Annotated in this window: 16 protein-coding genes and 1 pseudogene; 13 read left to right on the top strand and 4 right to left on the bottom strand. The window is 61.1% G+C overall.

Features of this window, described 5'->3' with window-relative positions; all coding sequences use genetic code 11:
• The first annotated feature begins 75 nt into the window (after positions 1 to 75).
• The 12 genes from ACVWY0_RS14605 (at position 76) to ACVWY0_RS14660 (ending at position 9,128) form a co-directional block, all read left to right on the top strand.
• On the top strand, positions 76 to 1,299 hold the full coding sequence (locus tag ACVWY0_RS14605) for a multidrug effflux MFS transporter (RefSeq protein ID WP_485837315.1): 1,224 nt from the start codon (positions 76 to 78) through the stop codon (positions 1,297 to 1,299).
• A 14-nt stretch (positions 1,300 to 1,313) separates the two neighbouring features.
• On the top strand, positions 1,314 to 1,505 hold the full coding sequence (locus tag ACVWY0_RS14610) for a hypothetical protein (RefSeq protein ID WP_056348256.1): 192 nt from the start codon (positions 1,314 to 1,316) through the stop codon (positions 1,503 to 1,505).
• A gap of 86 nt (positions 1,506 to 1,591) precedes the next feature.
• Positions 1,592 to 1,999, top strand: a complete 408-nt coding sequence (locus ACVWY0_RS14615) for a hypothetical protein (RefSeq protein WP_485837316.1) — start codon at positions 1,592 to 1,594, stop codon at positions 1,997 to 1,999.
• 186 nt (positions 2,000 to 2,185) lie between these two features.
• Positions 2,186 to 2,380 (top strand): hypothetical protein, encoded by a 195-nt coding sequence (locus ACVWY0_RS14620; RefSeq protein ID WP_485837317.1) that lies wholly within the window; start codon positions 2,186 to 2,188, stop codon positions 2,378 to 2,380.
• Positions 2,381 to 2,450: 70 nt separating this feature from the next.
• Positions 2,451 to 2,690 carry a hypothetical protein gene (locus ACVWY0_RS14625; protein ID WP_485837318.1) on the top strand — a complete coding sequence of 80 codons (240 nt, stop codon included), beginning with the start codon at positions 2,451 to 2,453 and terminating at the stop codon, positions 2,688 to 2,690.
• Between the two features lie 266 nt (positions 2,691 to 2,956).
• The gene (locus tag ACVWY0_RS14630) at positions 2,957 to 3,802 is read left to right on the top strand and encodes a tyrosine-type recombinase/integrase (protein ID WP_485837319.1); all 846 of its coding nucleotides are present in this window, start codon (positions 2,957 to 2,959) and stop codon (positions 3,800 to 3,802) included.
• A gap of 68 nt (positions 3,803 to 3,870) precedes the next feature.
• A complete protein-coding gene (locus tag ACVWY0_RS14635) occupies positions 3,871 to 4,377 on the top strand; it encodes a hypothetical protein (protein WP_485837320.1) in 507 nt (168 codons plus the stop codon).
• Positions 4,378 to 4,409: 32 nt separating this feature from the next.
• Positions 4,410 to 4,688, top strand: a complete 279-nt coding sequence (locus ACVWY0_RS14640; protein WP_485837321.1) for a glutaredoxin family protein — start codon at positions 4,410 to 4,412, stop codon at positions 4,686 to 4,688.
• 133 nt (positions 4,689 to 4,821) lie between these two features.
• Positions 4,822 to 6,300, top strand: a complete 1,479-nt coding sequence (locus tag ACVWY0_RS14645) for a MinD/ParA family ATP-binding protein (RefSeq protein ID WP_485837322.1) — start codon at positions 4,822 to 4,824, stop codon at positions 6,298 to 6,300.
• A gap of 544 nt (positions 6,301 to 6,844) precedes the next feature.
• Positions 6,845 to 7,777, top strand: a complete 933-nt coding sequence (locus tag ACVWY0_RS14650; RefSeq protein WP_485837323.1) for an AbiTii domain-containing protein — start codon at positions 6,845 to 6,847, stop codon at positions 7,775 to 7,777.
• A 111-nt stretch (positions 7,778 to 7,888) separates the two neighbouring features.
• Entirely contained in the window at positions 7,889 to 8,569 is a 681-nt protein-coding gene (locus ACVWY0_RS14655) for an AbiTii domain-containing protein (protein ID WP_485837324.1), read from the top strand.
• 121 nt (positions 8,570 to 8,690) lie between these two features.
• Positions 8,691 to 9,128, top strand: a complete 438-nt coding sequence (locus tag ACVWY0_RS14660) for a YunG family protein (RefSeq protein WP_485837325.1) — start codon at positions 8,691 to 8,693, stop codon at positions 9,126 to 9,128.
• Positions 9,129 to 9,417: 289 nt separating this feature from the next.
• Here ACVWY0_RS14660 and ACVWY0_RS14665 read toward each other — a convergent pair whose 3' ends face one another.
• The 4 genes from ACVWY0_RS14665 to ACVWY0_RS14680 form a co-directional block, all read right to left on the bottom strand.
• Positions 9,418 to 9,768 carry a hypothetical protein gene (locus tag ACVWY0_RS14665; RefSeq protein ID WP_485837326.1) on the bottom strand — a complete coding sequence of 117 codons (351 nt, stop codon included), beginning with the start codon at positions 9,766 to 9,768 and terminating at the stop codon, positions 9,418 to 9,420.
• Positions 9,769 to 9,773: 5 nt separating this feature from the next.
• Positions 9,774 to 10,670 carry a tyrosine-type recombinase/integrase gene (locus ACVWY0_RS14670; RefSeq protein ID WP_485837327.1) on the bottom strand — a complete coding sequence of 299 codons (897 nt, stop codon included), beginning with the start codon at positions 10,668 to 10,670 and terminating at the stop codon, positions 9,774 to 9,776.
• Positions 10,671 to 10,841: 171 nt separating this feature from the next.
• On the bottom strand, positions 10,842 to 11,792 hold the full coding sequence (locus ACVWY0_RS14675; RefSeq protein WP_485837328.1) for an IS1595 family transposase: 951 nt from the start codon (positions 11,790 to 11,792) through the stop codon (positions 10,842 to 10,844).
• A 59-nt stretch (positions 11,793 to 11,851) separates the two neighbouring features.
• On the bottom strand, positions 11,852 to 12,448 hold the full coding sequence (locus ACVWY0_RS14680) for a helix-turn-helix domain-containing protein (protein ID WP_485837329.1): 597 nt from the start codon (positions 12,446 to 12,448) through the stop codon (positions 11,852 to 11,854).
• Positions 12,449 to 12,496: 48 nt separating this feature from the next.
• On the opposite strand from ACVWY0_RS14680, the pseudogene ACVWY0_RS14685 reads away from it, so the two are divergent.
• Positions 12,497 to 12,956, top strand: a pseudogene (locus tag ACVWY0_RS14685) (recombinase family protein); the annotation flags it as partial.
• Between the last annotated feature and the right edge of the window lie 358 nt (positions 12,957 to 13,314).

Below are 13,314 nucleotides of genomic sequence, written 5' to 3' on the forward strand. Positions count from 1 at the left end.
CAAGCTTCCGGGTTGGCCGCACGGCGCGCCTGCAACCCCGGAAAGTTGGAACCTCCGGGCCTAGGATTGGTCTCCGTGACCACTCACTCGAATCCGGGCGATTCGCTGACCCGCCGCCGGAAACTGTTGTACATCCTCCTCCTCGGTGCCCTCACCGCGTTGGGTCCCTTCACGATCGATCTGTACCTGCCTGCGTTCCCGGCACTGGAAGCGAGCCTGGGGGTCACCGAGGCCCAGGTCCAGCTGACCCTGGCCGGCACCACCGTGGGCTTTGCCCTCGGACAGCTGGTGGTGGGCCCCTTCAGCGACAAGTTCGGCCGGCGGCTCCCGCTGATCCTGGCCACCGCCCTGCACATCGCCTCCTCCGTGGGAGCAGCCCTGTCCACCGATATCTCCACGCTGGGCCTCTTCCGCGTCCTCATGGGCGTGGGTGCTGCGGGCGGCGGCGTGGTGGCGATGGCAATGGTGCGGGACCTGTTCTCCGGCTATGCCATGGTCCGGATGTTCTCGCGCATGGCCCTGGTGAACGGGCTGGCACCCATCCTGGCCCCGGTGATCGGATCACAGCTGCTCCTGGTGATGCCCTGGCCGGGAATCTTCGTGTTCCTGGCCGGCTACGGCACCCTGGTGATCATCGCCGCGCTCGTCCTGGTCCGCGAAACATTGCCACCGGAGAAGCGCGGACTGACCGGCATGACCGCCGGCCAGCGCTACAAGGTTCTTTTCTCGGACCGGATCTTCGTGGGCCTGCTGGTGGTGGGCGGCATGAACTTCGCCGGCCTCTTCACCTACCTGTCCGCGTCGCCGTTCCTGTTCCAGGACATTTTCGGGTTCTCGCCGCAGGAATACGGCCTGCTGTTCGGCATCAATTCCCTGGGCATTGTGGCCGGCGTCCAGACCAGCTCCAGGCTTATCCGTACTGTCCCGCCGCAATGGATCCTTGCTTGTTCCACGGCCTGGATGTTCCTTATGGCCCTGCTGATCGTGGTCTTTGACCAGGCCGGCCTGGGGCTCTGGGGCGTGATGGTTCCGCTCTGGTTCTACATCATGGGCGCAGGCTTTACGTTCCCCTGCGTGCAGGTGTTGGCCCTGAGCAGCCACGGCGCACAGGCCGGGACGGCCGCGTCCCTCCTGGGTGCCGCGACCTTCCTGATGGCCGGCCTGGTTTCACCGGTGGCGGGGTGGCTGGGCATCACCAGCTCCACGCCCATGGGCGCCGTGCAGGCCGCGTGCATACTGGTGGCGATAGCGGGCCTCTGGCTGGTCGTCAGGCCCCGCACCGTGCCGTCGATCCACTGAACCCCGTCGACCCAATGATGAAACCCATAAAACGCAAACCGCACCGCAACCCCCGGGGACTGTTCCTCGGGGCGGTGCTGGGCGCCGTCGCCGGTTACTTCCTTGGGCGCGTGTTCGGCAGTGGCGCCATCGGCATCATCCTCGGCGCGCTGGCAGGTGCTGCCCTGCTGTACCGGGTCAACCCAGGCCCCTGGAACCGTCCCTAGCTGTTGGGGCCTGGCGCCAAATCCCGGTCCACCGAGGAGGGGCCCACCCCTGCCGCCCGGGAGCTTTCCCACGATAAAATAAATCCGTGCCCAGCTGGCAGTTCTCCTCGCCGCCTCCGGCCACATGGCAACGTTGCGACTCAGGCATTTTGCCCATGTGGTGGGACCGGCTGTGCGCCCAAACCGGCCAGCAGTCCGCAGCCCTCTATGCCGCCGGACTCTTCACGGACGACCGGCGGCGGCCCATCGCGCAGTGGTTCAACGCCGCCTTCAACGCCGCCCTCCTGGTGGCCCCGGAGACCTCGCCTGAGTGGCCCGTGCAGCGCTTCGGGATCTTCTACGCACCACCGGCCTCCGGCTTCGTCCGCGTGTACTCAGCACCCCATGAATGGCATCCGCGCGAGCCCCGCAAGTACCCCACCGAGCAGGACGCCTTCCGCGCGGCCATAGCCGAGGCTGAGCGGTTCCTGCAGGTGGAAATGGACTTTGTGTGAATGCAAAAGATCCCCGCCCTCACAGAGAGGACGGGGATCTTTTGTTTGTTTGCTCCTCCTGCTGGACTTGAACCAGCAACCCTTCGATTGTTGGTCCGGAATGGTGCGGTCTTACGGGCTGGCATATGCCCTACTGGTCACCGCTTGGGCCGGCGAAATGGGCTCCTCGTTGGATGAGGACGCAGCATGAACTACGTTGCGATGATCGGCGCAAAGGGGTCGTACAAGTGCTGGGCAGTCGAATTTCAAGGGCTATCAGCGGTCTTGGAGTGGCAAAAATCACACTCGGACTACGAGGTTCAATCCTGGGCTCCGGTCGTGCATTTGGAGGACGCCCTGCGCTACGCCGACAAAGAACTGCACCACCCGGAGACTGATTGACGCGTGAGTGTCGGCGGCCGCCGTTACAGTTCCTGATACCAAGGTCAACTGCACTATGGGGAAGGGCATCATGGTCTGGGCAATCGGCGGCGCATTCGCGGTCGCGGCATTCCTTTTCGCGATCGCATGGAACATCTTTGTACACCCCATACAGTCCGCGGCTGCATTACTCAAAGCCGGGCTCGGCATCGCCGGCATCGCCTACCTGGCCGCCGGTGTCATAGCTGGCAATTTCGGGAATGGTGCTATTGGCGTCTTTCTTCTCGGCGCAACGTCACTAATCAGCTACCTGCAGGCCCGTAGACCCTGAGAGTTCGCGACTTCGCACATCGTCCGGGTACTGCACCGTGCGCCGTGTCCCATCGCTCGGCCCGGGGCGGTGGATCCACGTTATGAATCTACAATCGATTGACTTAATTCAGAATTGTGAAATATTCGTTCAGACAATAAAATAACCTCGACACAAATAAAACGTGACGCTAGTGTGTGGTTATCCACAGACCTGCCTCACATGATTTCCCATCGACTTCATGAATTGGCACGCTGGCCTAATTAGTTGTCGATTGGTGGGGGAATATGCCTGGAACCTTTGAAACCGACCTGGCGAGCTATGAAAAGTGGCTGGGTATCTACCAGCGGCCCGGGTCTGTGAAACTGCGCCTCTACTACGCGCGGCGCCTCAGTAAGTGGAGCCCAGAATCGAGCCCGTGGGAACTCTCAACACAGCAGCTAGGTTATTTTGTTCTGAGTTGCGGCAAGTCTCCATCGACGCGAAAGAACGTGGCGGACGCACTTCGTGCGATGTACCGGTGGGGCGCCATGATTGGAAAAGTCGAGACGAACCCGGCCGATAGCCTACCTCGTATAGCTGTACCCCGCGCGGTACCCAATCCGACGCCTGCCGGCGCTTTGCGGCGAGCCCTCACCGAGGCACCGCGTTCTGTAGATGTCGTTCTGATTCTGGTGGCAACTTTGTCTGGCCTGCGCCGGTCGGAACTAGCGCAACTTCACTCCAGGGATATACGTAATGGTGTGATTCGTGTAGAAGGTAAAGGCGGCCATGAGCGTATGGTGCCACTTCATCCAGTGCTTCAAGAGGTACTCGCCGGAATTGACGACGGGTTTCTATTTCCTTCCGAGAAAAACCCGACCGGCCACATGCTCCCAGGTTCCATCGGCCAACGACTTGGCGACCTCCTCGGTCCAGGCTGGTCCGGACACACGCTCCGGCACCTTTTTGCAACCTCCGCATTTGCCACGACCTTAGACATCCTCGCTGTCCAGCAGCTTCTCGGGCATCGAAATATCAACACGACCATGGGTTACACCTTGGTCCCATCTCTACACCTACAAGAGGCCGTGAACGGCATCGAACTTCCGGTCAATGTCTTCGAATTGAAACAATTGCAAAAAGCCGGATAGCTACGACGACACGTGGCCGGTGCCGCGGAATCCGAATTGAGGGTCATCCAACCCCTCAGGAGGATCCGATGGCTATCGCTACGACAGCAAGCATCAAATACAAGTGCGGCCACACGCAGGCCACTGACCTGTCCAAAGTCCCGGCCGGGCGCCGAAAGGCCCATGCCTACGGCCTCGGTAGAAACCGGATCTGCGTTCGCTGCTTTTCGAAAGAGAACGCGACCGGACTCAAGGCGTGGCAGGCCGAGCGGACCACACAGTCGTTAGCGGATGCCGAGTCGTTCGAGAACGACCACCACCTACCGCCCGTGGAGGGATCCGAGAAACAGGTTCCATGGGCCACGCGGGCCCGCTATGAACTGCTCTCCAGCGCACTGGAAGTCCTGACTGTTGAAGCGGATGAACCGCTCTCCTACCAGGCATTCGAGGAACGCATACTTTCCCCTGCCCGGCAGATCACGCGTGCCGGCTGGTGGATCGACAACAACGACGTGGATACGGCGGACGTCGAAGAACTAGTCAGCACTGCAGTTGACGACGCCGAGTCCCCCGGCAAGACCGAAAATCCGTTCTAGGTCCGGCAATCATGCCCGAGAAGGAGAAGCGCGTGAGCATCAAAATATACTCAAGCAGGAGTTGCCCCCAATGCGCCATGACCAAGCGCCTGTACGACCGTGACGGCGTCGCCTACGAATCGGTCATGATCGATAACAACGATGCCGTTCAGGCCCGTCTGAGAGCCGATGGCCACCGGCAACTGCCCGTCGTAGAAACCGCGACGGCGACGTGGACCGGGTTCCAGCCCGAACTCATCAAAGCCAGCATCGAACACCACAAAGCCTCGCAAACCTCGGGCGCCGTAGTCGAAGGACTATCCGTGTCCTAGGCAAACCACCTAGGACACAGAACGGGTCCAGCACGAGATGCTGGGCCCGTTCTGTGTCCAGGAACTGACACACGCCTTCTCCCCACACCACTGAACTTGGCGATGAACACGACGCTCAAGGAAGGGAAGCACAATGAGCGATAGCACTTTGGAACCGCTGCAGATGCGAGTCCGCCCGCAAGCAAACATCATCGATGGCCTCGGCACTTCCGTGCCGGCCCAAACAGCGGCTGACGTCCGCAAGGTCTTGGTTCAGACAGCCCGTCTCCAGGGCCGTTCCATCCTCGTCGGCCAGCAGGGCTACAACGAGACTTTCCCCCGAACCACACACACCTTGCGGATCCATGCCGACGGCCACATCGAGAGCGACCCTGTGGACGTCCAACACGCCGAGTGGACTGTGGCCTACCACTCGTGGACCGTCGACGTGCCGGGGCAAAGCCCATACCTGACTGCAGGCCTCGATTATGCTCTGGCCGACGCCCAGAATCTCGCCAATGACAGCAGCCTCCCCGTAAGCGTGCATTTTGAGGACATCAAGGACAGCAACCACGACGACGCGGCCGTGCTAATCCACCCCAACTGCACCAGGGCCACCGAAGCGGCGATGAAAACACCGCGGGCCGATTCGGTCAGTCAATTGCAGCCCGAATCCGCGTCCATGTCGAGGGCGGATGCGCCGGCTGGGCCCGATGAGTCAGCCGCGATCCGGTTCAGCCGGGCCAAGCGGCCGGCACCGACAGGACCGGCCCTCATCGGTTGGCGCGGCGCGATGAACCGCACGTTCTACACCATGCTCGGTCCCGGCGGGCACGAGAAGCAACTTCGCGCCTGGCGGAACGCGATCCAGCGCGGCCTCAACGGTCACAAGACCATCTGCGGGATGAACCTCAAGGGCGGTGTCGGCAAGACGACATTCGCTTTCATGCTTGCCGCAACCATCGGACGGATCCGCGGCGGAAACGTCGTGGCGTGGGACAACAACGAAAACCAGGGCAACCTGGATGAACGATCCCGCTCTGCCAACCATGACCACACCGTTATTGACCTGCTCGATAACATCGACGAAGTCCGAGCACCCGGCGGTGCCGAAAAACTGGTCAACTACGTCCGCCCGCAGGGAGAGGACAAGTTCCATGTGCTCTCCAGCGCGAACAGAGCAAGCAACCAGGTGCGCATCAACAGGGAGACCTTCAGCCAGGCGCACGCCGCACTGCGCGAGTTCTACCACCTGACCGTGATTGACACCGGCAACGCGACCAACGCCTCGACGTGGCAAGCAACGGCCGAGGCAGCTGACCTGATGGTGATGGTCACCACTAACAAGGAAGATGGTGCACGGAAGGCTTTCGCTACCATAGACGACCTGATCACCAAGGGGCACGCGGACAAACTCGCTAACGGCATCGCCGTGATCAATCAGCCATCGAACGCCAGTCCGGACCGGCTTCAGCGAATCATCGACGGCATGCGAGCCCACGTCCGGGCCTGTGTGGTCATACCCTTCGACCCCGCCCTGGACGAGGGCGAGGAAATCTCTTACGAGGCCCTCAACTCTAAGACCAAGGAAGCCTACATGCAGGCCGCCGCCCTCATCATCGACGGGCTCTGAACGACCCAAACCTCTGGTTCCACAGCATGCCCTGACGAGCAACCGTGTGGGCCATAGCTTTTGTCATTTTCCGAAGGCGAGTGCACAGATATCCGAAGGCGTCAGCACACTCCGTCGTTCGGTGTTCTGAAAACCTTGATTTCCTGCGGGTTCAGGGAGAACCGTTGGCTACGACGGGGCGCTCGGCGTCTTCAATGCCGCCGAATTAAGTCCGCCAATCTCCTTTGCGTCTGTTGGACCGGAATGGCGTCCAGACCGAGAACGCAGCTTATGTTGGCGGTTCTGTAGTCCCGTTTGGGTAACCCTGACCGGGTGAAAACTCATACTCCGAAGCCAAGGGACGCTAAGTGGTGACGAATGGGCAGCCCATAGGAAAGCGACCCTTAGCGGGCAGGGTAGCTGCCCGGGTAACCGTACTTGTCGTACGCACGCCGGGCCGACACCCGCCGCACCGACGGCCCTGCCCGCGCCGGGACCGCGGCCCCGGCCACAGTCGGTAGACCCGCATGCGCAGTGCTGTCACTCTTGCTGATATAAAGCTTGAATGACTACTCTGGACGCCCTCATAGACGGACTCAGCGATGACACGCTGACCACGTCGAACGCACTTCGCAAGTTTCTGGTGGTGGGCAAGCGGTTGAAGTCGGAAGCCATCGTTGACTGGGTGAACGGCGAATTGAACGGCTTGAGCGGCGTCGACTTGGATAACTACCCGATCTACAGAGGTCCACTCCAGGTTCCAGTGCAGGCACTGTTCACAGGTCCCTTCGGAGCTTGGCAAAAGCACCTGATCTCGGAGGATGACGTCCCGGATGAAAGTAACTTCCGGCACGTCTGGTTCAACTGCTGGTTCGATGAGTCTCTTGCCGAGTTAGAGCAGCTGGCACTGGCAGAGGGGACTCTCAGCAAGCCTTGGCGGTTTTCCGCCGTTGCCCAATTCAACCGCTGGTCTGCAGCAGGCCGAACCATTTCAGTGGAGATGCACCAGGTCCACTCTGTGGAGAGGATCGTAACGACGGCCCAGCTTCGGGGTGTGATTGACTCAGTGCGGAACAAAGCATTGATGCTTGCTCTGGAACTTCAAGCAGATATCCCAGGCGCCGGTGAAGTCAACGGGCCGACAGTGCAAGACAAGGAAGTTGAGCGAACCGTGAATTACCACTTTGAGACGAACATCCACGGTGGCACGAACACCGTAGGGATGGGCGAGAACGTCACCCAACATGTAAACATCACACAAGGTGACTCTGACGCGCTCATGCTTGCCCTGGAAAAGCTGGGACTGGGTGTTGAAGATAGGACCACTCTTGGCCAAGCGCTGGAGGAAGACGGCAACAAGCCGGGCAACGCTGTTAAGGACTTTTTGGCCAAGCTGGGTGCCGGCGCCATCAAGATAGCCGGTGCCGTGGCGACACCACCAGCCATCGCGGCCGTGAAAATGGCGATCACGGGCTTCACAGGAGTCCCTATCCCCTAGTCGCTGTCCTGGTCCCGGTGCCTTTCATGGGTCACGGACTAGGCCCCCGATTTGGTTCCTCTGCTGCCCGCCCGAGTCATCGTTTGTTGATGTGCGCTGGTATAAAGATGCATGACCATTCTCGATGATGCCGTCAACGTGCTGGCTGGGAACTCGGATGACACCAGCTCCGCGCTCAGGAAACTCCTTGTCGTTGGAACCAGGATGGAGTCCCTGCCCATCATCGAATGGTGCAAAAAGGAACTGACTGGGTATGCGGAGGACCTTTATGATGACTACCCGCCCTACAGACGACGTTTAGCCACGCCCGTTATCGTTCGCTGGACAGGTTACGGCGGTAGCATCTATGACCACCCGCTCGACAGGAAATTGGTTCCTGAAGCACTGCGGGGCATGTTTACCCACTCCTACTCGGAGCCCATAGACGAGTTGGAAGCATCTGTTGACGGCCTCCAGAAATACTGGCCCCTGCCCGTCGTTCAGCATCTCCGCGGCCTTGCAGAAGAGCGCAAAGTGCCCATAGTCGATGGCTGCCAAATCTATTCGGTTTGGCAGCTGCTGACTTCCGCGCAAGTCAAGGGTGTTATAGGCGCCATTCGCAACCGGGCACTGATGATGGCCTTGGAGCTGCAGCAGGCATTTCCCGAAGCGGGAGAGCCAGGGGGGCCAACCGTGCAGGATGAGGGGGTCAGAGACGCCGTGACCAATATCTACAACACATACATAAACGGCGGCACGAACGCCGTAGCAATGGGAGAAAAAAATACGCAGAACGTGAACATCCACCAGTAGGATGTCGCGGGACCGTGAATCGCAGCGATAAATGGCGGCGTTCTCGCAGCGGCAAATGTCACCCCCGTCAGCTCGTTAGCCGATCCCTCACAGTTCGGTAGTCCCTTGGTACGCTGTCGCCATGACTCACACGTTGCTTGAGCTCGAGCGAGCATTCCGTCTGTCTTGGAGCGCAGATACGACCTGTCTCAACGCCAAGAGCCTCGCGAGGTGGCACCCCGACAATGCGGCACACGGTCAGTGCGGACCCACAGCTCTCATCGTTCAAGACCTGCTTGGCGGTGATCTCCTCATTGCAGACGTCAGCGGCGGCAACGAGGAGGACGAAGTCCATTACTGGAACCGGTTCCCCCGTGGCCTCGAGATCGACCTCACCCGAGAGCAATTCGGAAGACACCGCTTCATCGGGGAGCCACGCGTCGTCGTCCGACCTCCAGGAGGGCCACGAGCGCACGCCAGCGAGTACCAGCTGCTTCGCACAAGAGTGCTGTCCGAGCTGAACCTCCATCCATTCGCTCATGGAACGCCCGTTGTAAGGAGCGGGACGCGGGACAGGTGAGGAGTTCCGATAGCGGATGCCTCACGGCGACACCGCTGCCATTGGCCCGTCCTTGCCCAGAAACTCAGCCCGGTGCAGAAGATAGGAGCTCAGGGCTGCGACCGTGGTGGGGTGGAGTGGCAGATCGCGTGATTTGTTGAACTTCGCGTCGTGGATCCTAATGATTCCACTGGCAAGGTCAAGATCCTCAAGGTTCAACCGGTGCGCATTCCGGTCACCGCGAGCAGGCCGATAAAGGTTGCCAGTGTCAACCCCCGGAAGGGTGGTTGCATCTTTCCGGCGGCGTCCATCAACGCCCGAATCTCAGCGTCAGATATATGTAGGGCAGGGCCCGGCGGCTGGGGCAGGGCAGGATGTCCGCCGGCGGAACTTCATGGCGGTCATCGTAGCCGTGTGCGTATCGGGCAAAGATTCTCACGATCATCAGCCTCCTGCCCCACGTATACCGATCGGTGCTCCGCGGCGCGTTCCTGGCCCATTGCACGGCAAGATCAGTGGTCAACACGGTGGCGTGGTTGGCGGCCATGAACTTCAGGAAGCTGCGCAGGCCCTTGGAGAACGTCACCAGCTTGAAGCCAAGCTGGCGCCGCAACTGCAAGTACTCGTCCCCCAAGGACAAGAGATCCATTTCGCGGTCCATGACGGCTACCTGTGCTCCGGCCATGGCCGGGCAAGTTCGGCCAGCCGGTGGTGATCAACCTTGGCGTAGATGGCTGTTGCCAGCGCGCTCTCATGCCGCAGGACCCTCCCGATATCGGTCAACCCCGACCCGGATCCCAGGAGGCCAATGGCCAGGGTATGGCGCAGCCGGTGGGCTCCTACCTGTCCGATGCTCGCACGTTTGCTGGCCCGTCCCATTACCGCACCGACAACGTCGGAGCTGATCGGCCGGTACGGCTTTCGCACGGTGACGAACACTTCGCGGCATGGGCATTGCGGACGGGACTTGACCAAATAGTCGCTCAGGCCCTGCCCGACCGCGGCAAGCAGTGGCATCTGTTCAACCTGCATCGCCTTCCCAGAGAGCGTTAGGGTCCCGGAACGCCAATCGACATCATCCAAGCGCAGGCGGGCCACCTCGATGCGCCGCAATCCCAAACGCGCCATCAGCAGCACCATTGCCCGATCCCGCAGCCCGGTCGCGGTGGAAACATCAAACCAGCCAAGCAAAGCCTCGACCTGGGCAGCTTCCAAGCCACGCGGAATACTGGAGAGCTTCCACCCAGCGACCGGGGGCACGGCACCGGCCAACGACTGCCCGATGATTCCCTGACTGTGCCGGAACCGCAAGAAGCACCGCAAAGCGTTGTGACGGGTGATCAAGTAATTGAAAGAGTAGCCGCGCTCAGCGTTCCACTTCACGAAACGGACCACCAGCCGTGCATCCAAAACCGTCAATGACGCTCCAGCCTGCACCGACAACCAGTCCACAAAAACGCCAGCGTGCATGACATACGTCCGGACGCTCGCTGCGGCCAAGCCGCGCTCCAACCTCAGCCATTCCTCAAACTTCCTGAGAATGGCTTGAGTATGGGACTCCATTGTCTTCCTCCGATCATGGACCACCCCAACGGCGGTCGATGACCCCAGAGAAACACAAATACACCGGATTATGCCGACCCGACCGGCCGCTACACCTCGCAACGACGGGCCGGCACCCAGCACGGTCGGCATAATCCGGAAGTCACCATAAAACTACTAGTGGGTATCCGGTTAGCTCAGGTCGTGATTCGGATTCGAACTGTGCGAGACGATCTGGCGGTAGGTGGCGGGACCCTGCTGGGCTCCAAGGCCGAGCAGCGACTGAAACGCCGCCATCGGGGTGCCACGCCGGTTGTAACGGAACGTGAATTCGTCAAGGTAGACCTGCAGGTGTTGATTACCTACCGAGCGGTGGGTGCCCCGTAACCATGTCTTGAAGTTGCTGATGGCGCGGTGCACGCGCGGTAGCACAGGGTCGGTGTCGCCGGCCTTTTTGGCGGCCCGCTGGGAGCGTGGCCGGTGCTCGTAGCCGGCCTTGGTTAGCGGCGCGTATCCCATCCAACCGTCGGTGTGGACGATGGCGCCGGCAGCTACAGCCTCCTTCACGAAGGTGCTCAGCGTGTCGCCGGATGCGTTTGGGATGATCCTCATACGCACTCGTCCGGACCCCTGCCCACTTACCTCCACTGCGACCACCACCTGCACGGCCTTGGCGGTGAGGCTCCTGCCGCTGCGGCGTCCGGCTTCGCGGCCGCCGACCTCGCATTCGTCGACCTCGACCTCACCTGTCAGCAAGGTGCGTTCGGGGTTAATCATGGCGCGCCGCAGCTTGTGCAGCATGGTCCACGCCGTCTCATAACGGCTCAGTCCGAGTTGGCGTTGCAACTGCCGCGCGGAGATCCCCGGTGTTCCAGTCGTCATCAGGTAGGCCGCCCAGAACCGGTGCAGTGCGGTGTGGGTCTTGTGGAGCACTGTTCCGGCAGTCAGCGAGACCTGATAGTGGCAGGCAGCGCATTCCCACAGCCCGCGCGCAGCGACGGGCCACGCGGCCTGTCCTTTGCACCGGGGACAGAAATAGCCCTCGGGCCAGCGGCAGTCGAACATGTAGTCCATGCATGCCTGTTCATCGCCGAACCTCGCTTGAAACTCCAGGATCGTTCGCGGGAAGTCAGGCCTGGCCATTTTCCAAGGCTACCTGAGCTAACCGGATACTCACTAAACTATTAATGCCGACGTCGGCATTAATAGTTGTCGCAGATGACATGCAGCTCAACCCCGGGGTGGGCGTCGGCGACCCGGCCCAGGAAATCGACAAACTCGATGTTGGTGTGCTTTAGGTAGAAGGCATTCGCGCTGAGTTTGCCGGTGAGCACCTCCAGGGCGGGGTCAGTGGAGAACTTGAACGTCTCGATCCGGTGCGGCTGGATTTTCCAACGGCGCCAGATTCGGGCCACGGAGGAAAAGGAGATTCCGTGGCGTTCGGCCATGATGCGGGCGGACCAGTGCGAGATCCCCAGCTCCGCCGGCGGGTTCCCGTCGTTGGTCAGGGTGTCGGCGATCAGGGCGAGCTCGTCGATCTCCCGCTCCCGGCCCGGGCGCTGGACATCAGACAGGGCCTCGATCCCGCCCTCGGCATAGCGGTTGCGCCACTTCAAAACCGTGGGTGCCGAAAACCCGGTGATCTTCTCGATCTGGATATTCGGCATCCCGTCGGCAGCCAACAAGACCGTGCGCGCCCGCAGGGCCACTGTCGCGGTGGATGCTTTCCCACGAGTCAGCGCCTCCAAGGCTCCTCGGTCCCCGTCACGCAATTCCAATGCCCTTGCCAGATAAACCATGGATCAAGTCTGACAAACAATCAGACCCAAAGGAATCAACGACACGCTACACTAGTCGTGACCAAACTCGACCGACTGGCCCGGTCGCCGCGCGATGCAAAGGACATTGCCGACGAACTCACACGCCGCGAAGTCAAGCTGAGTATCGGCGGCTCCGTCCTCGACCCGACCGATCCCGTAGGCCAGCTCCTCTTAACGTCCTGGCCAGGATCGCGGAATTCGAAGCCGACCTGATCCGAGCACGGACCCGGGAGGGCATGGCGGTCGCCAAGGCGAAGGGCCGCCTCGAGGGAAACAGCCCAAGCTCTCGAAAAGACAGGAAGCACCCCTGGCCTCCGTTCACCGGGCAGGGACGCACACGACGGCGGAACTTGCCGAAGTCTTCGCGGTAGCGCGTTCGACCGTCTACGGTGCCATCAAACGCGCAGGCGACGCCGCAGGACCGCTTAGCGTGAACTTACGTACCGATCGGATGCCGTATCGCAAGCCACCGAGACTTGTGCCCTGACCTTCGGACATTCTGTTCACTCGCCTTCAGAAAATGACAGCCTTGATGCGGGTCAGAGTCTGCGCTCAACGGCCTGGGCAGGCACCCCATGCGCTCCACGACTCGCCGCAGCGGCATGAGCCATCTTCGTGCTCCTGGAGCACCCGAATGCGTTCTTCCCCGAGCAGGATCATATCTTCGTAGCTCATCGTCCAATCACAGCAAGCCTGTACGCCCGGCACCAGTGCCTCAGTGGTGTATGTGGAGAACTTGCCGCCCTGCCGTTGCCGCCCTGCCGTTGCCGCCCTGCCGTTGCCGCCCTGCCGTTGCCGCCCTGCCGTTGCCGCCCTGCCGTTGCCGCCCTGCCGTTGCCGCCCTG

It is taken from the genome of Arthrobacter sp. UYNi723 (genome assembly GCF_054057635.1).

What these genes read in the sequence shown, in the direction of transcription:
- ACVWY0_RS14610 (WP_056348256.1), top strand. Translation starts at nt 1,314, where the DNA reads ATGATGAAACCCATAAAACGCAAACCGCACCGCAACCCCCGGGGACTG.
- ACVWY0_RS14620 (WP_485837317.1), top strand. Translation starts at nt 2,186, where the DNA reads ATGAACTACGTTGCGATGATCGGCGCAAAGGGGTCGTACAAGTGCTGG.
- ACVWY0_RS14625 (WP_485837318.1), top strand. Translation starts at nt 2,451, where the DNA reads ATGGTCTGGGCAATCGGCGGCGCATTCGCGGTCGCGGCATTCCTTTTC.
- ACVWY0_RS14630 (WP_485837319.1), top strand. Translation starts at nt 2,957, where the DNA reads ATGCCTGGAACCTTTGAAACCGACCTGGCGAGCTATGAAAAGTGGCTG.
- ACVWY0_RS14635 (WP_485837320.1), top strand. Translation starts at nt 3,871, where the DNA reads ATGGCTATCGCTACGACAGCAAGCATCAAATACAAGTGCGGCCACACG.
- ACVWY0_RS14645 (WP_485837322.1), top strand. Translation starts at nt 4,822, where the DNA reads ATGAGCGATAGCACTTTGGAACCGCTGCAGATGCGAGTCCGCCCGCAA.
- ACVWY0_RS14650 (WP_485837323.1), top strand. Translation starts at nt 6,845, where the DNA reads ATGACTACTCTGGACGCCCTCATAGACGGACTCAGCGATGACACGCTG.
- ACVWY0_RS14655 (WP_485837324.1), top strand. Translation starts at nt 7,889, where the DNA reads ATGACCATTCTCGATGATGCCGTCAACGTGCTGGCTGGGAACTCGGAT.
- ACVWY0_RS14660 (WP_485837325.1), top strand. Translation starts at nt 8,691, where the DNA reads ATGACTCACACGTTGCTTGAGCTCGAGCGAGCATTCCGTCTGTCTTGG.
- ACVWY0_RS14665 (WP_485837326.1), bottom strand. Translation starts at nt 9,768, where the DNA reads ATGGACCGCGAAATGGATCTCTTGTCCTTGGGGGACGAGTACTTGCAG.
- ACVWY0_RS14670 (WP_485837327.1), bottom strand. Translation starts at nt 10,670, where the DNA reads ATGGAGTCCCATACTCAAGCCATTCTCAGGAAGTTTGAGGAATGGCTG.
- ACVWY0_RS14675 (WP_485837328.1), bottom strand. Translation starts at nt 11,792, where the DNA reads ATGGCCAGGCCTGACTTCCCGCGAACGATCCTGGAGTTTCAAGCGAGG.
- ACVWY0_RS14680 (WP_485837329.1), bottom strand. Translation starts at nt 12,448, where the DNA reads ATGGTTTATCTGGCAAGGGCATTGGAATTGCGTGACGGGGACCGAGGA.